The 21,909-nt window shown below is 70.1% G+C and carries 24 protein-coding genes and 1 tRNA gene; 16 read left to right on the top strand and 9 right to left on the bottom strand.

Annotated elements, in window-relative coordinates:
- Nucleotides 1-169 precede the first annotated feature (169 nt).
- Nucleotides 170-2,347, bottom strand: coding sequence for an excinuclease ABC subunit UvrB (gene uvrB / locus GXW71_RS25920; protein WP_211855598.1), 2,178 nt, complete (start codon nucleotides 2,345-2,347; stop codon nucleotides 170-172).
- A gap of 108 nt (nucleotides 2,348-2,455) precedes the next feature.
- On the opposite strand from uvrB, the gene GXW71_RS25915 reads away from it, so the two are divergent.
- The gene (locus GXW71_RS25915) at nucleotides 2,456-3,043 is read left to right on the top strand and encodes a hypothetical protein (protein WP_211855597.1); all 588 of its coding nucleotides are present in this window, start codon (nucleotides 2,456-2,458) and stop codon (nucleotides 3,041-3,043) included.
- Between the two features lie 24 nt (nucleotides 3,044-3,067).
- On the opposite strand, the gene GXW71_RS25910 is transcribed toward GXW71_RS25915, so the two are convergent.
- From GXW71_RS25910 to GXW71_RS25890, 5 genes are all read right to left on the bottom strand, one after another.
- On the bottom strand, nucleotides 3,068-4,648 hold the full coding sequence (locus GXW71_RS25910; RefSeq protein ID WP_211855596.1) for an ABC transporter substrate-binding protein: 1,581 nt from the start codon (nucleotides 4,646-4,648) through the stop codon (nucleotides 3,068-3,070).
- A gap of 137 nt (nucleotides 4,649-4,785) precedes the next feature.
- Nucleotides 4,786-5,472, bottom strand: coding sequence for an RraA family protein (locus tag GXW71_RS25905; RefSeq protein ID WP_211855595.1), 687 nt, complete (start codon nucleotides 5,470-5,472; stop codon nucleotides 4,786-4,788).
- Nucleotides 5,473-5,550: 78 nt separating this feature from the next.
- Nucleotides 5,551-6,177: a glutathione S-transferase family protein gene (locus tag GXW71_RS25900; protein WP_211855594.1), complete on the bottom strand. Its 627-nt coding sequence runs from the start codon at nucleotides 6,175-6,177 to the stop codon at nucleotides 5,551-5,553.
- Between the two features lie 55 nt (nucleotides 6,178-6,232).
- Nucleotides 6,233-7,219 carry a Bug family tripartite tricarboxylate transporter substrate binding protein gene (locus GXW71_RS25895; protein ID WP_211855593.1) on the bottom strand — a complete coding sequence of 329 codons (987 nt, stop codon included), beginning with the start codon at nucleotides 7,217-7,219 and terminating at the stop codon, nucleotides 6,233-6,235.
- Nucleotides 7,220-7,330: 111 nt separating this feature from the next.
- Nucleotides 7,331-8,047 carry a GntR family transcriptional regulator gene (locus GXW71_RS25890; RefSeq protein WP_211855592.1) on the bottom strand — a complete coding sequence of 239 codons (717 nt, stop codon included), beginning with the start codon at nucleotides 8,045-8,047 and terminating at the stop codon, nucleotides 7,331-7,333.
- Between the two features lie 223 nt (nucleotides 8,048-8,270).
- Between GXW71_RS25890 and GXW71_RS25885 the strand changes: the two genes are divergently transcribed.
- The 4 genes from GXW71_RS25885 (at nucleotide 8,271) to GXW71_RS25870 (ending at nucleotide 12,014) form a co-directional block, all read left to right on the top strand.
- A complete protein-coding gene (locus GXW71_RS25885; protein WP_211855591.1) occupies nucleotides 8,271-9,602 on the top strand; it encodes an LLM class flavin-dependent oxidoreductase in 1,332 nt (443 codons plus the stop codon).
- Between the two features lie 274 nt (nucleotides 9,603-9,876).
- The gene (locus tag GXW71_RS25880; protein WP_211855590.1) at nucleotides 9,877-10,776 is read left to right on the top strand and encodes an AraC family transcriptional regulator; all 900 of its coding nucleotides are present in this window, start codon (nucleotides 9,877-9,879) and stop codon (nucleotides 10,774-10,776) included.
- A 163-nt stretch (nucleotides 10,777-10,939) separates the two neighbouring features.
- The gene (locus tag GXW71_RS25875) at nucleotides 10,940-11,674 is read left to right on the top strand and encodes an SDR family oxidoreductase (RefSeq protein WP_211855589.1); all 735 of its coding nucleotides are present in this window, start codon (nucleotides 10,940-10,942) and stop codon (nucleotides 11,672-11,674) included.
- Nucleotides 11,675-11,699: 25 nt separating this feature from the next.
- On the top strand, nucleotides 11,700-12,014 hold the full coding sequence (locus GXW71_RS25870; RefSeq protein ID WP_211855588.1) for an Atu4866 domain-containing protein: 315 nt from the start codon (nucleotides 11,700-11,702) through the stop codon (nucleotides 12,012-12,014).
- 34 nt (nucleotides 12,015-12,048) lie between these two features.
- Here GXW71_RS25870 and GXW71_RS25865 read toward each other — a convergent pair whose 3' ends face one another.
- A complete protein-coding gene (locus GXW71_RS25865; protein ID WP_211855587.1) occupies nucleotides 12,049-12,531 on the bottom strand; it encodes a M23 family metallopeptidase in 483 nt (160 codons plus the stop codon).
- A 179-nt stretch (nucleotides 12,532-12,710) separates the two neighbouring features.
- Between GXW71_RS25865 and GXW71_RS25860 the strand changes: the two genes are divergently transcribed.
- The 3 genes from GXW71_RS25860 to GXW71_RS25850 all read left to right on the top strand — a co-directional run bounded on the left by GXW71_RS25860 (nucleotide 12,711) and on the right by GXW71_RS25850 (nucleotide 14,504).
- Nucleotides 12,711-13,676, top strand: a complete 966-nt coding sequence (locus GXW71_RS25860) for an SMP-30/gluconolactonase/LRE family protein (RefSeq protein WP_367617374.1) — start codon at nucleotides 12,711-12,713, stop codon at nucleotides 13,674-13,676.
- Between the two features lie 80 nt (nucleotides 13,677-13,756).
- Entirely contained in the window at nucleotides 13,757-14,077 is a 321-nt protein-coding gene (locus GXW71_RS25855) for a hypothetical protein (RefSeq protein WP_211855585.1), read from the top strand.
- Between the two features lie 112 nt (nucleotides 14,078-14,189).
- On the top strand, nucleotides 14,190-14,504 hold the full coding sequence (locus tag GXW71_RS25850) for an NIPSNAP family protein (RefSeq protein WP_211855584.1): 315 nt from the start codon (nucleotides 14,190-14,192) through the stop codon (nucleotides 14,502-14,504).
- A 132-nt stretch (nucleotides 14,505-14,636) separates the two neighbouring features.
- Here GXW71_RS25850 and GXW71_RS25845 read toward each other — a convergent pair.
- Nucleotides 14,637-14,712: transfer RNA gene (locus tag GXW71_RS25845), tRNA-Ala, on the bottom strand.
- Between the two features lie 226 nt (nucleotides 14,713-14,938).
- Between GXW71_RS25845 and GXW71_RS25840 the strand changes: the two genes are divergently transcribed.
- From GXW71_RS25840 to GXW71_RS25820, 5 genes are all read left to right on the top strand, one after another.
- Nucleotides 14,939-15,244 (top strand): YggT family protein, encoded by a 306-nt coding sequence (locus GXW71_RS25840; RefSeq protein WP_211855583.1) that lies wholly within the window; start codon nucleotides 14,939-14,941, stop codon nucleotides 15,242-15,244.
- Nucleotides 15,245-15,303: 59 nt separating this feature from the next.
- Nucleotides 15,304-15,576: a DUF167 domain-containing protein gene (locus GXW71_RS25835; protein ID WP_367617373.1), complete on the top strand. Its 273-nt coding sequence runs from the start codon at nucleotides 15,304-15,306 to the stop codon at nucleotides 15,574-15,576.
- Nucleotides 15,573-16,418 carry a bifunctional 5,10-methylenetetrahydrofolate dehydrogenase/5,10-methenyltetrahydrofolate cyclohydrolase gene (locus tag GXW71_RS25830; RefSeq protein WP_211855581.1) on the top strand — a complete coding sequence of 282 codons (846 nt, stop codon included), beginning with the start codon at nucleotides 15,573-15,575 and terminating at the stop codon, nucleotides 16,416-16,418. The genes GXW71_RS25835 and GXW71_RS25830 overlap by 4 nt, the downstream gene beginning before the upstream one ends.
- On the top strand, nucleotides 16,415-17,293 hold the full coding sequence (locus GXW71_RS25825; RefSeq protein ID WP_211855580.1) for a DMT family transporter: 879 nt from the start codon (nucleotides 16,415-16,417) through the stop codon (nucleotides 17,291-17,293). Before GXW71_RS25830 ends, GXW71_RS25825 begins: the two co-directional genes overlap by 4 nt.
- Before the next feature lie 90 nt (nucleotides 17,294-17,383).
- Entirely contained in the window at nucleotides 17,384-17,989 is a 606-nt protein-coding gene (locus GXW71_RS25820) for an RraA family protein (protein WP_211855579.1), read from the top strand.
- A gap of 23 nt (nucleotides 17,990-18,012) precedes the next feature.
- Here the strand turns inward: GXW71_RS25820 and GXW71_RS25815 are convergent, their stop codons facing one another.
- Entirely contained in the window at nucleotides 18,013-18,771 is a 759-nt protein-coding gene (locus tag GXW71_RS25815; RefSeq protein WP_211855578.1) for an IclR family transcriptional regulator, read from the bottom strand.
- 146 nt (nucleotides 18,772-18,917) lie between these two features.
- Between GXW71_RS25815 and GXW71_RS25810 the strand changes: the two genes are divergently transcribed.
- Genes GXW71_RS25810 through GXW71_RS25800 form a run of 3 tightly spaced genes read left to right on the top strand, consistent with a single transcriptional unit; the run spans nucleotide 18,918 to nucleotide 21,772 of the window.
- Complete coding sequence (locus GXW71_RS25810; protein WP_211855577.1) at nucleotides 18,918-20,183, top strand: 3-isopropylmalate dehydratase large subunit; 1,266 nt, start codon at nucleotides 18,918-18,920, stop codon at nucleotides 20,181-20,183.
- Entirely contained in the window at nucleotides 20,180-20,740 is a 561-nt protein-coding gene (locus GXW71_RS25805; protein ID WP_211855576.1) for a 3-isopropylmalate dehydratase small subunit, read from the top strand. Before GXW71_RS25810 ends, GXW71_RS25805 begins: the two co-directional genes overlap by 4 nt.
- Before the next feature lie 51 nt (nucleotides 20,741-20,791).
- On the top strand, nucleotides 20,792-21,772 hold the full coding sequence (locus GXW71_RS25800) for a Bug family tripartite tricarboxylate transporter substrate binding protein (protein ID WP_211855575.1): 981 nt from the start codon (nucleotides 20,792-20,794) through the stop codon (nucleotides 21,770-21,772).
- Nucleotides 21,773-21,909 lie beyond the last annotated feature (137 nt).

Below are 21,909 nucleotides of genomic sequence, written 5' to 3'. Positions count from 1 at the left end.
GGCTGAGCCTACCGGGCCGCAACTGCCGTGCAAGAAGAACCGCATCGGCCATCGGTCGGACGGAACCGGTCCTGCCTGCCCGCTGGGCAGGCTCTGCCTCGCAGAGCCTCTTGCAAGTGGCGCGTCCGATTCAGACCTCCGGGCCTTCGGCCCTCCGATCATCGGACGCTCAGCCGCGCTTGCGGCGCCCGCCCTTCATCTTCTTCGGGTCGTAGCCGCCGCCGCCCGGGCCCATGGGCTTCGGCTTCCAGTCGGCGCGCGGCGCCGCATCCCGGAGCGACCGCCCGGCGAGCTGCGGCTCCAGCCCCAGCTCCAGCGCCTCCAGCCGCTTGATCTCGTCGCGCAGCCGGGCCGCGGTCTCGAACTCCAACTCGGCGGCGGCGGCGCGCATCTTCTTCTCGAGCTCGGCGATCGAGCTGCGCAGGTCCTTGCCGACGAACTCCGCGGCGCTGTCGCCCTCCACCGCTTCGACCGTCACGTAATCCTGCTCGTAGACGCTCTGCATTACGTCGGCGATCTGGCGCTTGATGCTGGTCGGCGTGATCCCGTGCGCCGTGTTCCAGGCGATCTGCTTCTCGCGCCGCCGCGCCGTCTCATCGAGTGCGCGCTTCATGCTGTCGGTCATGCGGTCGGCATAGAGCACGACCCGGCCTTCCACGTTGCGCGCCGCGCGGCCGATGGTCTGGATCAGGGAGGTGGTGGAGCGGAGAAAGCCTTCCTTGTCGGCATCCAGGATCGCGACCAGCGCGCATTCCGGGATGTCGAGGCCCTCGCGCAGCAGGTTGATGCCGACGAGGACGTCGAAGACACCCTTGCGCAGGTCGCGGATGATCTCGATGCGCTCCAGCGTGTCCACGTCGCTGTGCAGGTAGCGCACGCGAATACCGGCCTCGGTCATGTACTCCGTCAGGTCCTCGGCCATGCGCTTGGTCAGCGTCGTCACCAGCACGCGGCCGCCCTTGGCGTTCACGTCGCGGCACTGTGCCAGCAGGTCGTCCACCTGGCCTTCGACCGGGCGGATCTCGGTCGGCGGGTCGATCAGGCCGGTCGGGCGGATCACCTGCTCGGCGAAGACACCGCCGGTGCGCTCCATCTCCCAGGGGCCGGGGGTCGCGCTGACGAAGACCGTCTCGGGGCGGTAGGCGTCCCATTCCTCGAACTTCAGGGGGCGGTTATCGGTGCAGGAGGGCAGCCGGAAGCCGAACTCGTTCAGGATGGTCTTGCGCGCAAAGTCGCCGCGATACATGCCGCCGATCTGCGGCACCGTCACGTGGCTCTCATCGACCACCAGCAGCGCGTTCTCCGGCAGGTATTCGAACAGCGTCGGCGGCGGGTCGCCCGGGTTGCGGCCGGTGAGATAGCGCGAATAGTTCTCGATCCCTTTGCAGGACCCGGTGGTCTCCATCATCTCGATATCGAAGATGGTGCGCTGCTCCAGCCGCTGTGCCTCCAGCAGGCGGCCGGCCGCGTGCAACTCCTCCAGCCTTTGCTTCAGCTCGATCTTGATGTCGCGGACCGCCTGCTGCAGCGTCGGGCGCGGCGTCACGTAGTGGCTGTTGGCGTAGACGGAGACGCGGTCCATCTCCGCCGTCACCTCCCCGGTCAGCGGGTCGAATTCGCGGATGCCGTCGATCTCGTCCCCGAACAGGGAGACGCGCCAGGCGCGGTCCTCCAGATGGCTCGGCCAGATGTCCACCGTCTCGCCGCGGATGCGGAAGGTGCCACGCTGGAAGGCGGCGTCGTTGCGGCGGTATTGCTGCTCGACCAGCCCCTTCACCAGCGCGTCGCGCTCGATCCGCCCGCCGCGTTCCAGCTTCACCACCATGCGGCCATAGGTCTCGACCGAGCCGATGCCGTAGATGCAGGAGACGGAGGCGACGATGATCACGTCGTTCCTCTCGAGCAGCGCCTGCGTCGCGGAATGCCGCATGCGGTCGATCTGCTCGTTGATCTGCGCATCTTTTTCTATGTAGGTGTCGGTGCGCGGCACATAGGCTTCCGGCTGGTAGTAGTCGTAGTAGCTGACGAAATACTCGACCGCATTGTCCGGGAAGAAGGCCTTCATCTCGCCATAGAGCTGGGCCGCCAGCGTCTTGTTCGGTGCCAGGATCAGGGTGGGGCGCTGCACCGCCTCGATCACCTTCGCCATGGTGAAGGTCTTGCCGGATCCGGTGACGCCGAGCAGCACCTGGTCGCGCTCCGACCTCGCCAGCCCCTCCAGCAACTCGCGGATGGCGGCCGGCTGGTCGCCGTTTGGCTCGAAGGGCGAGACGACCGTGAGCCGCCGCTCCGGCGGGGGCGCCGGGCGCTTCGGGGGGAAGAACTGCACGGGGGGGAGGTGGTCCATTCCGGTGAAAATAGGGCCGCGCCGCGCCCCGTGAAAGACCGCAGGCTTGGCGCAGCGCCATGCGGGCGGCATGATCCGCCCTCGAAAGAACCGGGGACGGACCATGCCATGCGCGCGCTTCTGCTGCTGATCCTGCCGATCGCCTTCCTGGCCGGCTGCACCCCGCCGCCGCCGCCCTGGGCCTTCAACTGCCCGGCCACCAACGCGCTGGTGCGCTATGACGATGGCCGCACCTACCGTTTCGTCCGCCGCGACGGCAATGCCTGCATCGCCAAGGACGCCCAGGAGCAGGAGCACCGCCTGGTCTGGGGCATGATCGAGGAGCGGGGCCTGGAAGGCCGTGGCCATGCGGAGGGCCTGAACGGCTTCTTCCCCGCCGCCGCCTCCGCCCAGTCCCGCTACGAGGCGACCGTCACCTCCGAAGGCAGCGGCATCCGCTATGCCTTCCCGACCATGTGGCGGACGGTGGCCGTGGTGGAACGGGTCGAGACCCCGGCCGGCAATTTCCAGGCGACGGTGCTGGAGCGCCGGGTGATGGCCCAGGCCCCGAACGACCAGAGCTTCGTGATCCGCTACTGGATCGACCGCGCCAGCAATCTGGTCGTCAAGCGCACGGTCGAGATCGAGCGCGGCAGCACCCTGCTGCGCGGCTACACCGCCCAGGCGGTCGAGATCCCGGACCAGCGCCGGCCGTAAAGCCTGCCGGCGCAGGGGCGAGCCTTATCCAGCCGGCCTCACACTCCAGGGATAAGGCATGCTGCCCTTCGCCAGGCCGGTGATGCTGCGGCGATAGGCGGTGCGGATGGTGAACTGGCCGAGCGGCACCGTCGCCACGTCATCCTGCGCCAGCCGGTTGATGTCGTCGGCGAGCGCCTTCTGCCGTGCCGCGTCCGGCGCCTCCAGCCACTGCGCGACCAGCGCGTTCATCGCCTCGCTCTGGTACCAGCCGAACCAGCCGGCAGTGCCCGTCCCCTTCACCAGGGTGGAGACCGCCGGGTTCAGATAGGCGAGGGAGGAGCCGTAGGTGTGGAAGATGCTCCAGCCGCCCTGGTCCACCGGCTCCCGCCGCACGCGGCGCTGCACCACGGTGCCCCAGTCGGTGTCCGCGAGCTCGACATTCATGCCGATGCGCCGCAGCCGGTCGGCGGTCACCTGGCCATGCGGGCCGATCAGCGGGAAATCCGTCGGGTTGATGATGAGGACCTTCTGGCCGCTGTAGCCGGAGGCGGCCAGCGCCGCCCGCGCGCGGTCCAGGCTGCGCGGCGGCCGCGCCAGCTCCGACAGGTCCTCGGTGCCGAAGGGCGTGCCGCAGGGAAACAGGCTGCGGCATTCACGCCAGGTGTCGCGATCGGTGCCGAGCGTTGCCTGCATGTATTCCGACTGCTCGACCGAGAGCGCCACCGCCTGGCGCGTCTTCAGGTCGTTGAACGGCGCCTGCTGGTGATTGAGGCGCATGATGCTCATCAACCCCGTCGGGTTCAGCACCTCGATCGCGATGTTGCGGTTGCGCCGGAGCGTGGGGATCAGGTCGGCGAGCGGCTGGTCCAGCCAGTCCACCTCGCCATTCTGCAGCGCCGCCGCGGCGGTCGCGGGATCGGGCAGGATCTGCCATTCGATGCGCGGGAAATGCGCGACCTTGCCGCCCGAGGCCCAGTCGGACGGCTCCTGCCGGGGCCGATAGCCATCGAACTTCTCATAGACCGCGCGGCTGCCGGAATTGTACTCGCCGGCGACGAAGCGATAGGGGCCGGAGCCCACCATCTCCGTGATCTGCGCATTGGCGTCGGTGCGCGCCAGGCGCTCCGGCATGATGAAGGGCACGTTGGCGTCGGGCTTGGCCAGCGCATCGATCAACAGCGGGAAGGGGCGCTTCAGGCGGATCTCCAGCGTGCGGTCGTCCGGCGCGCCCCAGGCATCGACCGCGCCGGCCAGGATCTGTCCGAAGGTGTCGCGCTTCGACCAGCGCTCCAGGCTGGCGACGCAGTCCCGCGCGCGCACCGGCTCCCCGTCATGGAAGCGCAGCCCCTCGCGCAGGCGGATGCGCCAGACGCGGCCGTCATCCGATGTGGTGTGGCCTTCGGCCATCTGCGGCCGCGGCCGCTGCTCCCCATCCACGGCGTAGAGCGTGTCGAAGATGCAGTAGCCATGCATCTGGGTGACGATGGCGCTGGTCCAGATCGGGTCGAGCGCGGTGAGGTTCGCCTGCGGCACGAAGCGCAGCGTGGCGGTGCGCGCCGGCTGCGCGATGGCGGGTGCGGCGACCGATGCGGCGGCAGCGGCGAGCAATGTCCTGCGATGCATGGCGTGTCCCTCCCGGGGATAGTTCGTCGTGAAATTTGAGCGTGATGACTTGAGGCGGAATCGCCGAAAAGTCTGAATCACGCGACCAAACAAAGGCCTGGAGCATGGTCCGTGAGCGCAGGCGAACGGATCATGCTCTAGTGTTGGATGATGCGTGCCGCCGCCAGGATCGGTTCCATCGCCGGGGTCATGGTGGCGCCGTCACGCACGCGCTGCTCGGCCTTCACCTCGTTGGCCCGCACCTCCTCCAGCGCGCGCAGCACCGCGTCCGCGCGCGCCAGTGGCACCACCACCACGGCATCGGCGTCGCCCACCACGATGTCGCCGGGCTCCACCCGGAGCCCGCCGATGGCGACCGCTTCGCCGACGGTGCCGGGGCCGTTGCGGGCCGGCGAATTCGGGCTGATGCCGGCGGCGAAGACCGGCAGCCGTGCCGCGACGATGCCCGCCCTGTCGCGCGCCAGCCCATCGGTGACGAAGGCCGCGCAGCCCTTGTTCTTCATCATCCCGGCCGCGAGGTCGCCGATGACAGCGGTGCCCGTGTAGCCGTCGCAGCCGACCATCAGCACGTCACCGGGCTCGGCTTCCGCCAGCGCGCCGAACATGCCGACGGTATCGGCGGGATAGGCGAAGGCGGTCAGCGCCGGACCCACGAAGACCGCATTGGCGGGATCAAGCGGCTTGATGCGGTAATCGAGCGCGCCGCGCCCATCCATGGCGTCGCAAAGATGCGATGTCTGGGCGCCCCGGAAGGCTTCGATCAGCGCTTTGCCGGGGCGGCGATGCCCGCGGTGGATGGTCAGCAGCGGTGGGTTGTGGAGCATGACGATATCCCCCTCTCCGGCGCCGGCGCGGCGTCCAACTTTGCTTGGCGCGCAGCCAAGCCCCGCAGCCGAGGCACGTCAAGGAATGCCGTTGCACCCATGCTCCAGGAAAGCCGGACGCGCGCAGAGCCGTGCGTGATAGGCCATCACGCCCGCGTAGTCGGGCCGCTCGGGCAGCGGCGTCATCAGCCAGCGATTGACGGAGAGGCCGAGCACCACGTCGGCGAGGGTGAACGCCGCCCCGGCAGCGAAGGCGCCGGTCCTGGCGAGCCGGCGGTCGAGGATGCCCATGGTGCGGTTCCAGCCGCGGGCGCCCGCTTCGATCTGCGCCGGGTCCTGGAAGCCGGGATCCTGCCGCACCAGGGCCATGAAGGCGTAGCGCCAGGACCCGTTCAGCTCCGTCGCCTGCCAGTCCATCCATTGCTCGACCCCGGCGCGGGCGCGCGGCTCGAGCGACAGCAGATCCGCCCTGCCATGCCGGCCGGCCAGGTAGCGGCAGATGGTGTTCGATTCCCAGAGGGCGCCGCCATCGTCCAGGATCACCGGCACGAGGCCATTGGGGTTCAGCGCCAGGAAGCCAGGCGTATCGGTCGCTGCGAAGCCGCTGCCCCAATCCTCGCGCTCATAGGCGATGCCGATTTCCCGGCAGGTCCAGAGCACCTTGCGCACATTGATCGAGGCGGCCTTGCCGAGAATGCGCAACATGCGGACCCACCATCCTTCGCGGCCTCGGACCGATCCATGGACCGGTCCGTTCCTGCTATTCCTTCTCGATCCCGGCCAGGCGCACCGCTTCGCTCCAGCGGTGGCGGTCCGCGACCAGCATGCGGTCCATGTCCTCCGGCGTGCCGCCGACCGGCTCCGCGCCCCAGGACAGCAGGCGCTCGCGGATCGCCGGCATGGCCAGGATGCGGTCGATCTCGGTCGCGAGGCGGCGGCGGACCTCCATCGGCGTGCCCGCCGGCGCCGCATAGCCGAGCCAGGCGCTCGCCTCGTAGCCCGGCACCCCCGCCTCCTGCATGGTCGGTACGTCCGGCAGCAGGGCGAAGCGGCGCGTGGTGCCGACCGCCAGCGCGCGCAGTCGTCCGCTGCGGAAATCCTCGAGGAAGGATGGCGCCTGCTCGATGACGAGCTGGATGCGGCCGGCCAGCAGATCGGTGCGCGCCGGCGCGCCGCCGCGATACTGCACCATCTCGAGCTCCAGCCCACCGGCGAGTGCGCGGAACATCTCGACCGTCAGCCGCGACGCCATGCCGGAGGTGGCGAAGTTCATGCTGCCGGGGCGTGCGCGCGCGAGCGCCACGAATTCCTGCACACTGGAAACCGGCAGCGTCGCCGGGACCACCATCACATAGGGAATGGTCGCCACTAAGGAGACGCCGACCAGGTCGCGCTCGGGGTCATAGGGCAGGGTGCGGTAGACATAGGGGTTCACCGCCATCGGCCCGGGGCTGCCGGCGAGCAGCGTGTGGCCGTCCGGCGCCGCCTTGGCGACCGCATCGGCGCCGATGATGCCGAAGGCGCCGGCCCGGTTCTCGACCACCACCTGCTGCCCGAGCGGCCCGGCGAGGTTGTCGGCGACCAGCCGCGCGATCAGGTCGGTGGCGCCGCCCGGCGCGAAGGGCACGATCACGCGGAGCGGGCGGGCCGGCCAGGCCTGGGCGCGCGCGGTGCCGGGGACCAGCGCGGGTGCGGCCAGCAGGGCGAAGGCGGCGCGCCGCGAAAGGGGCTGTCGGGTCGGGATCATGCAGGCGGGCCTTCCGGTTCGGGTCAGAGCGCCGCCAGGACCGCGACGGGCGGCTGGCGGGCCGTCTTCGCCGCGGTGGTGTTCTTCCCGACCCTAATTTGAAGACAATTTCTAACCCGGGCCAGCCCCTTTCTGCCGGAGCCCCCGCACCAACCGCGCCCCGGCATCATGCACATGCAGCCGGCAGAGCATCGCCAGCCGCTCCGCATCGCCGTCGCGGAAGGCTTCGAAAATGGCGCGGTGCTCTTGGTTCACCTGGGCGCGGCTGTTGGCGATCATGGAGCCGACGCGGATGTAGCGTTCCACCTTGTTGCGCAGCGACACCATGACCTCGGCCATCTGGCGCCGCCCGCTGGCCCGGTGGATGCAGTCATGGAAGCGGCGGTTGTGCTGGACGAAGGCCACCGCGCCCTCGGCGGTGCCGGCCGGCAGGTCCTCCATGGCGATCAGCACGGCTGCCGCCGCTTCGATATCCGCGTCGGTCCGGCGCTGCGCGGCGATATAGGCGGCCCGTTCCTCCAGCAGCATCCGGATCTCGAAGATCTCCTCGACATCCGTGGGATCGAGGGGGGCTACGACATAGCCGCGCCGGGGGCGGGACACCACGAGGCCTTCCGCCTCCAGCCGCTTCAGCGCTTCCCGTACCGGCGGGCGGCTGACCCCGAAGCGCTGGCCGACATCTTCCTGCCGCAGCAGGGCCTCGGCCGGGATGTCGCCGGACAGGATCGCGTCGCGCAGACGGCTGGCGACGTAGTCGGGCAGGCTTGGGAAGCCGGCCGCATCGGCGATCGGTTGCGGGGGGAGTTGGAGGTAGGGGGCGTGGGTCATTCAGAAATTGTCTTCAAAAACTGTTGCCAAAATCCCAGCCCCCCACCATCGTTCGGGCGGCGGCACAGCATCCCTTTCCGGCCGCCCGAGATCAATCCGATCCTGGAGATGATCCGCTGGCTTGTGCTCGCGGACCATGCCCAGCCCCTTGTTCTATCGCGTGATTCAGGCTTTTCGGCCGAGGAGGCCTCGAGCCATCACGCCCAGCGCAGGAGCCCGCGCCATGCCGATGACGCTCGCCGCCAATGCCAATGCCCAGGGCAGCCATGTCGGCGAATGGCGGCATCCGGCGGCCTGGGACGCCCCCTGCACCAATCTCGAGAATGCCGTCCGTCTCGCCAGGATCGCGGAGAGCGGCAAGTTCGACCTGCTCTTCCTCGCCGACGGCAATGGCGTGCGGCAGATGGACAAGCCCGACCTCTTCGCCGCCACCAGCCCCTCCGACCGGCCCGGCGTCTTCGAGCCGGTGACGCTGCTCGCCGCGTTGGCGATGGCGACTGATCATATCGGCCTCGTCGCCACGACGACGACGACCTATGACGAGCCCTTCGCCGTCGCCCGCCGCTTCGCCTCGCTCGATCACATCAGCAAGGGGCGCGCGGGCTGGAATCTCGTCACCACCTCCAACCCCGGCGATGCCCTGAACTTCAGCCATGCCGCGCATGCGGCGCGCGAGCATCGCTACGAGCGGGCGCGGGAATTCGCCGAGGTGGTGAAGGGCCTCTGGGACAGTTGGGCGGATGACGCCTTCCCGCAGGACAAGGCGTCCGGCCGCTACCTCGACCCATCGAAGGTCCATGTGCTGGGCCACCAGGGCAAGCATTTCCAGGTGGCCGGCCCGCTCAACGCACCGCGCCCGGTGCAGGGGCATCCGGTGGTCTTCTCCGCCGGCCAGTCGGAGCAGGGGAAGGAGCTGTCCGCCGCCCATGCCGATTGCGTCTTCGCGATCGAAAGCACGAGGCCCGCCGCCCAGCGCCTCTACGCCGACATCAAGGGCAGGCTCGCGACCTATGGCCGCAGCCATGACGACATGCGCATCCTGGCCGGTGTCACGATCTTCGTGGGCGAAACGGAGGCCGAGGCCGATGCCCTGTTCCAGGAGCTGGAGGACCTCGTCTCCCCTGCCGTCGGCGTCGACTACCTGTCCAAGATGGTCGGCACGAAGATGACCGGCTACCCCCTCGACGGCCCGATGCCGGTCTTCGAGGAGGAGCATGTCGGCCATACCGGCATCGGCAAGGCGATCATCGCCATGGCGAAGGAAGAGGGGCTGACGGTGCGCGAGACCTACAAGCGCATCCTGCCGCAGATGGGCGGCAACATGTTCAAGGGCGACCCGAAGCAGATCGCCGACATCATGGAGGATTGGTACAGGGCCAAGGCCTGCGACGGCTTCATGATCGCGGCCCCGGTGGTGCCGACCGGCCTCGAGCGCTTCATCCGCCTGGTGGTGCCGGAGCTGCAGCGCCGCGGCCTGTTCCGCCGCGAGTATGAAGGCCGGACGCTGCGCGACAATCTCGGGCTGCGGCGGCCGGCCAATCCCTTCTTCGCGTAGAGCAGATCGCCGAAGGGCCCGGAGGGCCTGGAGGCGCGATACCAGCGGCCTCAACCGTTGACACGATTGAGGCCCCCTCAGACGCCGGGCGCAAACCTCCGGTTTGCTTGGCTTCGCCGGACTACCGGCGGGCCGCATTCGCGGCCTCGGACCGGTCAAGCAACCGGTCCGTTGGCATGAATCTGCTCGGCAGACAAATAGTCGGGATCGCGCCGCGCGGGCTGGCCAGATCGGGGTTTGAATTGCACAATCCTCCGCTCAGGAGGGCTGCAGCATGTCAACCACGGAGATCCTGGCCGGGCTGATCGACCGCTTCACCGGCGAGGATGGTATCCACGAAACCGCCATCCCGAACCTTGCGCTGGTCCGCTGCTCCCGCCCCACGGTGCCGCTGCATGGCTTGCACAAACCGGCGCTCTGCATCATCGCCCAGGGACGGAAGCAGGTGATCCTGGGCGATGCCATCCATCACTACGACTCTGCCCGCTGTCTGGTGGCTTCGGTCGATGTCCCCGTGATCGGCCAGGTGATCGAAGCGACGGCGCCACGCCCCTACCTCTGCATCCGCCTCGATCTCAACCTCGCGGTGCTAAGCGAGCTCGCGCTGGAACTCGGCCTGGGCCGCGGGAATGCCGAGCCGGGCCCGAGCCTCGCGGTCAGCCCGGTGACGACGGATCTGCTGGATGCTGCGGCGCGGCTGGTCCGGCTGCTCGGCAGCCCACACGACATCCCGCCTCTGGCGCCGCTGGCGGAACGGGAGATCCTCTACCGCCTCTTGACCGGGGAGCAGGGCGCACGGCTCTGCCAGATCGCCCATGCAGGCAGCCGGCTGCACCAGGTCAATCGTGCCATCGCCTGGATCCGCGCGAATTTCGACCGGCCCTTCCGGATCGAGGATGTGGCGGCGGCGGCGCATATGAGCGCCTCCACCCTGCATGAGCACTTCAAGGCGGTGACGGCGATGAGCCCGCTGCAATACCAGAAGCAGCTCCGCCTGCAGGAGGCGCGGCGCCTGATCCTGAGCCGGGCGATGGATGCGGCAACCGCCGGCCACAGCGTCGGCTATGAAAGCCCGTCCCAGTTCAGCCGCGAATACAGCCGGCTGTTCGGCGCGCCGCCGATCCGTGACATCGCCCGGCTGCGCAGCGAGCCCTTCTCCGCCGTCGCCGTCTAGGTGTTTGGTCCCGGCGTTTCGTAGGGGCTCGCGCAACAACAGGGTCCGGAGGATCAGGCAAGACTTCCGGAGCCCTGGTCTACCGCTCCGAGGCCCAGAACGAGGATTGTCCGCGCATCACGGGACGGCGCCCCGCCACCCGTCGCAGCGAAGGACAACTCCCATGTCGGATATCCAGGGCAAGGTCATCGCCATCACCGGCGCGAGCAGCGGCATCGGGGAAGCGACAGCCCGTCTGCTGGCCGCGCGCGGCGCCCGCGTCGTGCTCGGCGCCCGCCGCACCGAGCGGCTGGAGGTGCTGGTCGCGGAGATCACCGCGGCCGGCGGCGAGGCCCGCTTCCGCGCACTCGACGTCACCAGCGCCGAGGACACCCAGGCCTTCGCCGATTTCGCGAAGGCGGCATTCGGCCGGCTCGACGTGCTGGTGAACAATGCCGGCGTCATGCCGCTCTCGCCGCTCACGGCGCTGAAGCTCGATGAGTGGAATCGCATGATCGACGTGAACATCCGCGGCGTGCTGCACGGCATTGCGGCGGTGTTGCCGGGGATGGAAGCGCAGGGCTTCGGCCAGGTGATCAACATCTCCTCGATCGGCGGCCACGCGGTCTATCCGACCGCTGCGGTCTATTGCGCGACGAAATTCGCGGTCTGGGCGATCTCGGACGGGCTGCGGCAGGAGACGACGAAGGTGCGTGTCACCACCATCTGCCCGGGCGTCGTGGAATCGGAACTGGCCAGCACCATCACCGACGCCGAGACGGCCAAGGGCATAGCGGAGTTCCGCCGGGTCGCGATGACGCCGGACGCGATCGCCCGCGCCGTCGCCTATGCCGTCGAGCAGCCGGCCGATGTCGATGTCAGCGAGATCATCGTGCGCCCGACCGCGAGCCCCTATTGATCGCGGCACCGCAGGAGGGAGAGCCATGACCCCGCAGAAGCTTCTGGAGAGAATGGCGGCGGCAGTGGCCGTCGCCGCCCTGCCGCGGCCGGAGCCCGAAGAAGAGGAAAGCTTCATCGGCCTCTGGGTCACCGCCGACGGCCGGATCCGGCACGAACTGTTGCCGGATGGCCGCTATGTGGAGGCGCGTGACCGGCAGGAGCGCGCCTATTGCGGCCGCTACGTCATCACCGGCCGGCACATCGACTACTGGGACGACACCGGCTTCACCGCCGATGGTGATTTCGTCAGCGAGGATGTGCTGCATCACGCGGGCATGGTGTTGTACCGGCGGTGGTAGCCCCGAAGGCGTGAATCTGTTCGGCAGACGATGATCAGCCTCGGCAGGGCGTAACGCCGAGATGGGGCGCGGCATCCTGCCGGACGCCGTCGATCAGCAGCTCGAAGTGCAGATGCGTGCCGTAGGTGACGCCGGTGCGTCCGATGCGGCCGATCCGCTCCCCCTGCGCCACCACCCGCCGGCCGGAGGCCAGCGCCGGCGCGACGGTGCCGAGATGGGCGTAGCGGGTGGCGACGCCGCCCGCGTGCCGAATCTCGACCTCCAGCCCCGCGGCGCCGAGGCGGCGGATGAAGCTCACCTGCCCGGCGGCTGCCGCCTGTACCCAGGTGCCGGCGGCGGCGGGCAGGTCGATGCCGTTATGGACGCGGGAGGCACGCGGCCCGCCGCCGGCCTCCCGCGCCCCGAAAGGGGAGGAGACGCAGGCCGGGCGGAGGGGCAGGGCAAGGCTCGGCACCTCGGCCAGGGCCGGCCCGGCCTGCGGCAAGGCGATCAACAGGGCGACAGACAGACGGTGCATCGCCCCCAGCATAGTCGGGATCGGTTCATTTCGGACCGTCCCTGATCTAGCCTGCCGCGGGCGCCGCGCAAGACGGCCGCCAGGGCGTGATGAGCGCATCACGCTCCAGCACGGGAGGAACCGAAGCGATGATCATGAACCGGCGCGCCTTGCTCGGCGCCGCGAGCGCCGCCACGGCCATGGCCACCCTGCCCGCCGAAGCGCGGTGGGACCGCACGGTGCGCTATCCCGATCCGGCGATCGAGGTCCTCGACCCCGCTTTCGCCCGGCTCCGCCTCTTCAACGCGGAGGTCGAGCAGCTCTGGACCGGCGCGCGCTGGTCGGAAGGTCCGGTCTGGTTCGGCGACATGCGTTCGGTGTTCTGGAGCGACATCCCGAACGACCGAATCCTGCGCTGGGACGAGGCGAGCGGGCGCGTCCATGTCTTCCGTCGCAATGCCAATTTCCCGAACGGCAATACCCGCGACCGCGAGGGCCGGCTGATCACCTGCGAGCATGATGCCCGGCGCGTCACGCGGACCGAACATGACGGCCGCATCACTGTCCTCGCCGAGCGCTTCGAGGGCAAGCGCCTCAACTCGCCGAACGACGCGGTGGTCGCGGCCGATGGCGCGGTGTGGTTCACGGATCCGCCCTGGGGCATCAACGGCGTCTACGAGGGCACGACCCGATCCGATCCGGAGCTGCCGACCAATGTCTATCGGCTGGATCCCGCGAGCGGCGCGCTTGCGGTGGTGGCGGGCGACGTGCGCAACCCGAACGGCCTCGCCTTCTCGCCGGACCAGCGCCGGCTTTTCCTCATGAATGGCGGCGCCGATCCGCGGCAGATCCTGGTCTATGACGTGACGGAGAACGGCACCCGGCTCGGCAATCGTCGCGTCTTCTACCAATGCCAGGCCGGCGACACCCCCGATGGCTTCCGCTGCGACACGGAAGGCAATCTCTGGTGCGGCTGGGGCATGGGGGAAGGCAAGGACGGTGTCCTGGTCCTGAACACGGACGGCAAGCCGGTGCTGCGCATCCATCTGCCGGAGCGCTGCGCCAATCTCTGCTTCGGCGGCGCGCGGCGTAATCGCCTTTTTATGGCCGCGAGCAAGGGTCTTTATTCGGTCTATGTCGGCGCCCAGGGCGCCGGCCTGGGGTGAGGTGCGGAAGGGAACTCCCGCCGTCACGCGGCGTTGATCGCCAGAACCAAGAAAGGGCCGGGTTGATGCCTTCGTCGTGGATGTCTTGCTGGATCGGGCGTCTGGCTGCGGGCGCTCTGCTGCTCGGGGTCAGTGGCTGCGGCCCGGGTGGCGGCTACTACGACCCGGGCTATGCGCCGGGGTATTCGGGCTACTCATCCGGCTATTATGGCGGCAATCGCTGGGAGGAGCGGCGCTGGCGCGAGGATCGCGACCGCCGTCGCTACGAGGATCGGCGCCGCCATGAGGACAGCCGGCGGCACGAGGAGCACCGCCGGCGGGACGAGGGCCAGCGTCGTCCGCCGCCGGGCCCGCCGCCGCGCGACACCGGTCGCGGCAACTATATCGGGCCGTCGAACTGATCCGCAGGCGCCGGGCGTAACCCCGGCGTCCGATGCTGCGGCGGCGAACGAAGCGATCGCCGCCGGTCCCGGCGCAGTCTCCGGCTGTCAACGCAGCCAGGGGAGGCACGCCATGACTGTCACGGTCTTCATCCGCTACCAGATCGACCCTTTCAAGCGCGACGCCTTCGAACGCTATGCGCAGAACTGGCTCGGCATCATCCCGGCCTGCGGCGGCGACCTCCTCGGCTACTGGATGCCGCATGAGGGCACCAACACCATCGCCTTCGGCCTGATCTCCTTCGCGAGCCTCGCCGACTACGAGGCCTATCGCGCCCGGCTGCGCGCCGACGCGGCCGGGGCTCGGAATTTCGCGATGGCCGAGGAGCAGCGCTTCATCCTGAGCGAGGAGCGGACATTCCTGCGCCAGGTCGAGCCGGCCGCCTAGAGACCAGGGAGAGAGGAACGCATGGCGCAGGCCGCCGGGTGCAGCGGCATGGCGGGGCCGGAGAGGCGCCATGAGCAGCATCCCCGGACGGAGGCTGGGTGTCGCTATGTCCTTGGAATTGCTGCGGGACGATGGTGGAGCTGAGGGGAATCGAACCCCTGACCTCCTCATTGCGAACGAGGCGCTCTACCAACTGAGCTACAGCCCCGCGCCAACCGGCGCCGGACAACCACGTCCCGCGAGGCGCGCCGTATGCCCGCGCCCCCGGGCGAAGTCAAGCCGCCTTGCCCCGTTCGCCGCCCGCTACCAGCGCGGCCTCCGCTGCGCTCCAACCACGCTGGTCATTTGTTTTTGCGAGCATCTTCACCCGCCCGGGTGATTCCACCCGGACGGGATCTGCTCTAGCTTCCGGCGCGACCGGCAAGGGATGACCGATGCGCGCTCTGTTCTGGCTCTTGGATACCGCGATCTCGCTCTATGTCTGGGCGCTGATCATCTCGGCCGTCCTGTCGCTGTTGATCGCCTTCAACATCCTCGACACCCGCAACCGGCTGGTCTGGACCATCGCCGACTTCTTCTACCGGATCACCGAGCCCGCGCTGCGGCCGATCCGACGCTTCCTGCCCAATCTCGGCGGCATCGACATCTCGCCCGTGATCCTCATCCTGTTGCTGCAGGCGCTGCGCATCCTGCTGCAGGAGGTCTATGTCGCCATCCTGCGCAGCGGCGTGGGTGTTTGAGCGCGCTCGATGACCGGAGCGCCGAAGGGCGCGGAGCTTGGCGACCGGACACGGATGGCGTGACGCTGCGCGTCAAGGCGCAGCCTCGCGCGCGCCGCGCGGCGGTGGGTGGTCTCGCACCTGCCGTTGACGGCGCCCGGCTGCGCGTGGCGGTGACCGAGGCGGCCGAGGATGGCCGCGCCAATGACGCGGTCTGCGCCGCGATCGCCCGCGCGCTCGGCGTGCCGGCTTCAGCCGTCGCGCTGCGCCAGGGGGCCGCGGCGCGCGAGAAGCTGTTGCACGTCGCGGGCGACGCGCCCGCTTTGATTGCCCGACTGGAGGGCCTTGCATGACTGCTCGGATCATCGACGGCAAGGCGATCGCCGCCCGGCTGCGCACGGGGCTCGCCGCGCGCGTCGCCATGCTGGGCTTCCGCCCCGGCCTCCGCGTAGTGCGCGTGGGCGAGGATCCGGCCAGCGTCGTCTATGTCCGCAACAAGGATCGCGCGGCCAGGGAAGTGGGCTTCGACAGCGCCACCATCGTGTTGCCGGAAGCGACTTCGGAAGCCGAACTGCTAGGTGTGATCGCCGGGCTGAACGCCGATCCGGCGGTCGACGGCATCCTGCTGCAACTGCCGCTGCCCGTGCAGATCCACCCCGAGCGTGCGATCCTCGCGCTGGATCCGGCCAAGGATGTGGACGGGCTGCACCCGATCAATGCCGGGCTGCTGGCCGCCGGCAAGCCTGGGCTGACACCCTGCACGCCCAAGGGCGTCATGCATCTGCTGGCCGAGGCGGGGGTGCCGGTGTCCGGCGCCCGGGCGATCGTGCTGGGCCGGTCGGTGCTGGTCGGCCGGCCGATGGGGGCGCTGCTGCTGGCGGCGGATGCCACGGTCACCATGGCGCATTCGCGCAGCCGGGACCTGGCCGCCGAATGCCGCCGCGCCGACATCGTCATCGCCGCCGTCGGCCGCGCCGGGCTGGTGCGTGGCGACTGGGTCGCGCCGGGCGCCACCGTCATCGACGTCGGCATCAATCGCGGCACGGACGGCAAGCTGACCGGCGACGTGGCCTTCGCCGAGGCTGCCGGCCATGCTGGCGCCATTACCCCGGTGCCGGGCGGCGTCGGGCCCATGACCATCGCCTGCCTGCTCGAGAACACGCTGGAGGCCGCGCTGGTGCGGCGCGGGGCGTGAGCCCCGGCAATATCGCCCTCGCCGGTCTCTTCGTCCTCATCTGGTCCTCGGCCTTCACCTCGGCCCGCTTCGTCGTCCTGGAATGGCCGGCGCTTTGGGCGCTGGCGATCCGCTTCCTGCTCACCGCGCCGCTGGTCGCCGCCATCATCCTCGGGCTGCGCGGGCGCATCCGGCTGCCGCGGCGGGGCGATGCCGGGCGGCTGGCGCTGATGGGCGCCTTCGGCACCGGCGGCTATCTGGGTTGCGGCTGGTTCGCCTTGGCGACCACGCCTTCCGGCCTTGTGGCCCTGATCTCCGCGACGGCGCCGCTCTTCGTCGCGGCCGGGGAGCGGATCTTCTTCGGGCGGCGGCTGACGCCGCGCGCCTGGGCGGGGCTGGCGCTCGGCTGGATCGGCGTCGCGCTGCTGGGCTACTGGCGCGCGGCGGGCGGGCTGTCGGCGGCCGAGACCACCGGCATCCTGCTTTCGATCGCCGGGGCCCTGTCGCAGGCGATCGGCATCCTGGCCTATGCCCAGGTGCGCGGCCGCGTCGACGCCTGGACCTCGACCCTTGGGCAAAGCATGACCGCCGGGCTTGTGCTGCTGCCGGTGGCCTGGCTCGTGGAGGGGCCGGCGCCAGCCGCCATCAGCCTGACGGCGGCTGCGGGGATGGCCTGGTCGATCCTCGTGGTCGGCCTCGCCGGCTATGCGCTCTTCTTCACCCTGATGAAGCGCCTGCCGCCCTCGACCGCCGCCGCGCTGCAGCTCCTTTCACCGCCCGTCGCCGCCCTGCTCGGCTGGGCACTACTGTCGGAGCGACTGCTGCCCGGCGACATCCTGGGCGGGCTGGTGACGCTGATCGGTCTGGCGCTGTTGTTCTCGGCGAAGCGGGTATAGGGGGCGGCGGCTTCGGCCGGGGCCGGGCAAGCTCGCCTTTGCAGAATTTATGAACTAAATTCTCATTCGAGAACAAAAGGGAATGCCCGAATGGAGACCATCCCGGCCCACCCGCTCAGCCGCTTCGCGGCCGCGACGCTCTACGAGGCCATGGGCAAGCGCGGGGATCTCGAGCCCGCCTTGCGCGCCGTCGGCGCCGCCCGCCTGTTCGGCCCCGCCTTCACGGTGCGCTGCCATATCGGGGACAGCCGTGCTGCGCTGGTCGCGGCCGCCATCGCGCCGGCCGGATCCGTGATCGTGATCGCGGCCGGCGGGACGCACCGCAGCACGGTCTGGGGCGGAAGCTCGACCAGGGCGGCGATGCGTCGCGGTGTCGCGGGCGTCCTGACGGATGGGGCGGTCCGCGACACGGTCGAGATCCGCGCGCTCGGCTGGCCGGTCTTCGCAGCCGGCGCCGCGGTCCGCGGCGCGGTCAAGAATCATCCCGGTTGGTTCGGGGAGCCGGTTTCGGTGGGTGGCGCCGTGATCCGTCCCGGCGATCTGGTCTCTGCGGATGAGGACGGCGTGGTCGTCATTCCCGCGGAGGATGCCGCGGGCCTGCTGCCGCTCGCTGAACGACAGGCCGCCAAGGAGGCGGCGCTGGATCTGGAGATCGAGGCTGGCGCGGATTTCCGGGACCTGCAGGGGTTCCGCTGAAGCGCCGTGGCCGCGGCTCCCGCTCAACCGAGCGGCCGCCAGCCGAGCTCGGTGGATAGCGCTGCGGCGGCCTCACGCACGGCCTGCGCGACCTCGGCCTCCCGCCGGGAGGTGAAGCGGGCGCTGGCGCCGGCGGCCGAGAGCGCTGCGATCGGCCGGCCGGCGATGTTGAAGACCGGGGCCGCGATGGCGGTGATGCCGAGGATCGCCTCCTCCCGGACCAGGCCGATGCCGCTGGCACGGACCTGGCGCAGATCCTCCATGATCTCCGGCACGGTGACGCGGGTATGCGGCGTGGCCTTGGGGCGCGGCATCCGGGTCAGCCAATCCTCGGCCTCCTGCTCCGGGAGGAAGGCCAGGATCGCCTTTCCGGTCGCGGTGCAATGCATCGGGCCGCGTTCGCCGATCTGCAGCGAATGTGCCAGGGGGCCGCTCGGCGCCTCCGCGGCGACGACGATGTGTTCGTCGCCTTTCGGGACGGCCAGGGCCACGAACTCGCCCAGCCGCCGGAACAGCGCCTCGACGATCGGCGCGCCGGCCCGGACGATGTTGAGCTTCCGCAGATAGGCCTGCGACAGGACCAGGACCTGGGATGCCAGGGAATAGCGCCCGGTCGCCGCTTCCATGGTCACGTAGCCCGCGGCCTGCAGGTCCGCCAGCAGCGAGGTAAGGCTGCTCTTCGGGATACGCAGCCCCCGCGCGATGTCCGTGTGGGTCGCGCTGCCATTCTGGGCGGCGACGAATTGCAGGATCTCGAGAACGCGCAGGGCGGACTTGGCCACATCGCCTGCTACCGCCTTCTCCGGCGCCTGTCGAGCGACCCGCCGCCGTAGCCTGGGCGGGGCGGTAGTTCTCATACAAGAACTTAGTTCTTGACTGGGGCCAGGCCCTGCGGCAGTAAGGGCAGGCTATCGCCCCGGGAGGAGCCATGCCCACGGCTGCCGAGAAGATCCTGTCGCGCGCTTGCGGCCGCGCCGTCGCGGCGGGCGACATCGTCCACCCGGTCCCCGACCTGGTGACCCTGCATGACTGGTACGTCACGCACGCCGCGGCGGCGCTCGACCGCTTCGGCGTGACGGAGGTGCAGCGGCCGGAGCGGGTGCTGGTCAGCACCGATCACGAACCGGTCGCCACGTCTCCTGCTGCCGTGCTGCGTCAGGCGCAGGCACGGCAGGCAGCCGCCCGGTTCCGCTTCGGCATGTTCCACGATGTGGGGCGGGAGGGGCTTGGCCATGTCTTCCCGGTGGAGCGTGGCATCCTGGGGCCGGGCATGCTGGCCATGGGCTACGACATCCACCTGACCAATTTCGGCGCGGTCGGCGCGCTTGGCCTCTATGTGCTGAACGAGGTGACGGAGTTGCTGGCCTGCGGCAGCGTCTGGACCGAGGTGCCGGAGACCGTCCGCGTCACGGTCCGCGGCAGCCTGGCCCCCGGGGTCACGGTGCGCGACGCGGCGCAGCGCTTCATCGCCGAAGCCGATCCGCAGGTGCTGGACGACGCCGTCGTCGAATTCGCCGGGCCGGCCATGGCGACGCTCGGCATCGACAGTCGCATGACGCTGATGAACACGCCCGTCGAACTGGGCGCGCGCTCGGCCCTGGCGGAGCCAGACGCGGTCACGGAGGCCTATCTCCGCGGGCGCTACCGGCCGGGCGTGGAAGCGGCACGCTCGGATGCGGATGCCGGCTTCCGCGCCCGGCTCGACCTCGACCTCTCCGCGGTCGAGCCGCAGGTCGCCGTGCCTCCGCGGCCGGAATGCGCCGTGCCGGTCGGCGAAGTCGCCGGCCAACGGATCGACCATGCCTATATCGGCTCCTGCGCCTCGGGCTTCCTGGACGATCTGCGCCTAGCCGCCGGACTGCTCCGCGGCCGCCGCGTCGCGCCGCATGTGCGCCTCTTCGTCACGCCGGTGACCCAGGCGGTGCAGGCCGCGGCGGCGCGCGAGGGGCTGCTGGAGGTCTTCGCGGGAGCGGGCGCCATCGTCACCGCGCCCGGCTGCGGGATCTGCGCCGGCGGGCGGATCGGCGGCGTCGGGCGTGGCGAGGTCTCGATCGGGACGGGCACGCGCAACGACCCGGGCCGCCTCGGCCATCCCGATGCGGCGCTCTACCTGGCCGGGCCGCTGACCGTCGCGGCATCGGCCATCGCCGGGGAGATCTGCGACCCCCGCCAGGCGCTGGGATGGCCAGCATGACCGCGTTCAACTGGGTTCTGCGCGGCAGCGCCTGGGTCTTCGGGCATGACGTGGCGGTGGATGGCGATCTGATGCCGCTCGAGTTCGCGCTCCGCCGGGAGACGGACCCGGAGGTGCTGCGCCATCACCTCTTCGCCCAGCTCGATTCCGGGCTCGCCGCGAGGTTCCGTCCCGGCGACATCATCGTCGCGGGCCGCCGCTTCGCGCAGGGCAATCCCCACATCCAGGGCTTGCTGGGGCTGCGCGGCGCCGGGCTCGGGCTGGTTGCGGAATCGGTGCCCGGCGGCAGCTTCCGCAATGCTGTTAGTGCCGGGCTCCGCATGCTGCCGCGGGCGGAGGGCGCCATCGGCGAAGCGGCGACCGGGGACGCGCTGGAGATCGATTTCCGTACCGGCCTGTTCCGCAACCTGACGCGCGGCACCGAGCGCCGCTGGCCGCCACTGCCGCCGGGGTTGCAGACCATCATCGAGGTCGGTGGATGGGAAGCCAGCTTCCGCCAGCGGCTCGCGATGATGAAAGCGGCGGAGCCCGCCGGACCGAACGCGCCGCGCCTGTAGAAAAGCGTAGCGCCCGCAAGAAGACTCATGTGCAGCAGGAGGAAACATCCGATGCACCGTCGCATGCTGCTCGCCGGCGCCGGCGCGGTCTGCTCCGCCATCCCGTGGCGTGCGGCCCGCGCTGATCTGCCGGACCGCACGCTGTCCATCATCGTCCCGACGGTGCCGGGCGGCACCACGGACATCCTTGGCCGCCTGATCGCCCAGACCATGGCCGAAGCGCTCGGCCGAACCATCGTCGTCGAGAATGTCGGCGGCGCCGGCGGGCTTCTGGGCATGCAACGCACGGTCCGCGCACCGGTCGATGGCGGCACCCTGCTGGTCGGCAATCAGGGCATCCTGCTGGCAGCCCCGCTGCTGCTGCCCGGCCCCGGCTTCGATGCGCAGCGCGACCTGCGGCCGGTCGGTATCTTCGGCGAGGTGCCCGCGGCACTCGCCGCCAGCCGCGCCAGCGGCATCAGGAGCATGGCGGAGTTCATGGAGCGCGCCAGGGCGCGGCCCGCGCGGCTGACGCTCGGCGTTTCCGGCGTCGGCGCCGCGACGCATCTGGCCGCCGCCGCGCTGATCGAGGCCGCTGACCTGCGGGTGACGCTGGTTCCCTATCGCGGCGGCGGCCAAAGCATGACGGACCTCGCCGCCGGGACCATCGACCTTGCGATGGAGCTGGCGCCGGGGATCATCGCCGCCGCAGCCGGCGGCCACGCCGTGCCGCTGGCGGTGGGTGGCCGGGACCGGGTGCGGGAGCTGCCGGGCGTGCCGACCTTCACGGAGACCGGCATCGCCGACTATCCCGGCATCGTCTGGTACGCCTTGATGGCGCCGGCAGCGGCCTCGGATGTCGCCGTCGCCACCTATGCCGCGGCGATGGGCCGGGCGCTGCATGGGCGCGCCCTGCTCTCCCGCTTCCACGACCTGGCGGTTACGCCGCCGCCCGAGACGATGCAGGGGCCGGAGCCGCTACGGCGTCTGCTGGCTGAAGACGGGGCGAAGATCGGTGACCTCGTGCGTGCCGGCCGCATCCGCGAGAACTGACAGCCTGTCTCGAAATGGTCACGGGGCGCCATTTCGAGACAGGCGCTGAGGCCAGGCGGATCACGATCAGCGGCGATGCTCGCTTCGAGATCGATTCAATTCCGTACATAGGCCAGATTGTCTCGGTATCGCCATGA

This window comes from Plastoroseomonas hellenica (genome assembly GCF_018129085.1).
Lineage (GTDB): Bacteria > Pseudomonadota > Alphaproteobacteria > Acetobacterales > Acetobacteraceae > Plastoroseomonas > Plastoroseomonas hellenica.
The sequence above is the reverse complement of the archived record's forward strand: the minus strand, read 5'-3'. Positions and strand labels throughout refer to the sequence as shown.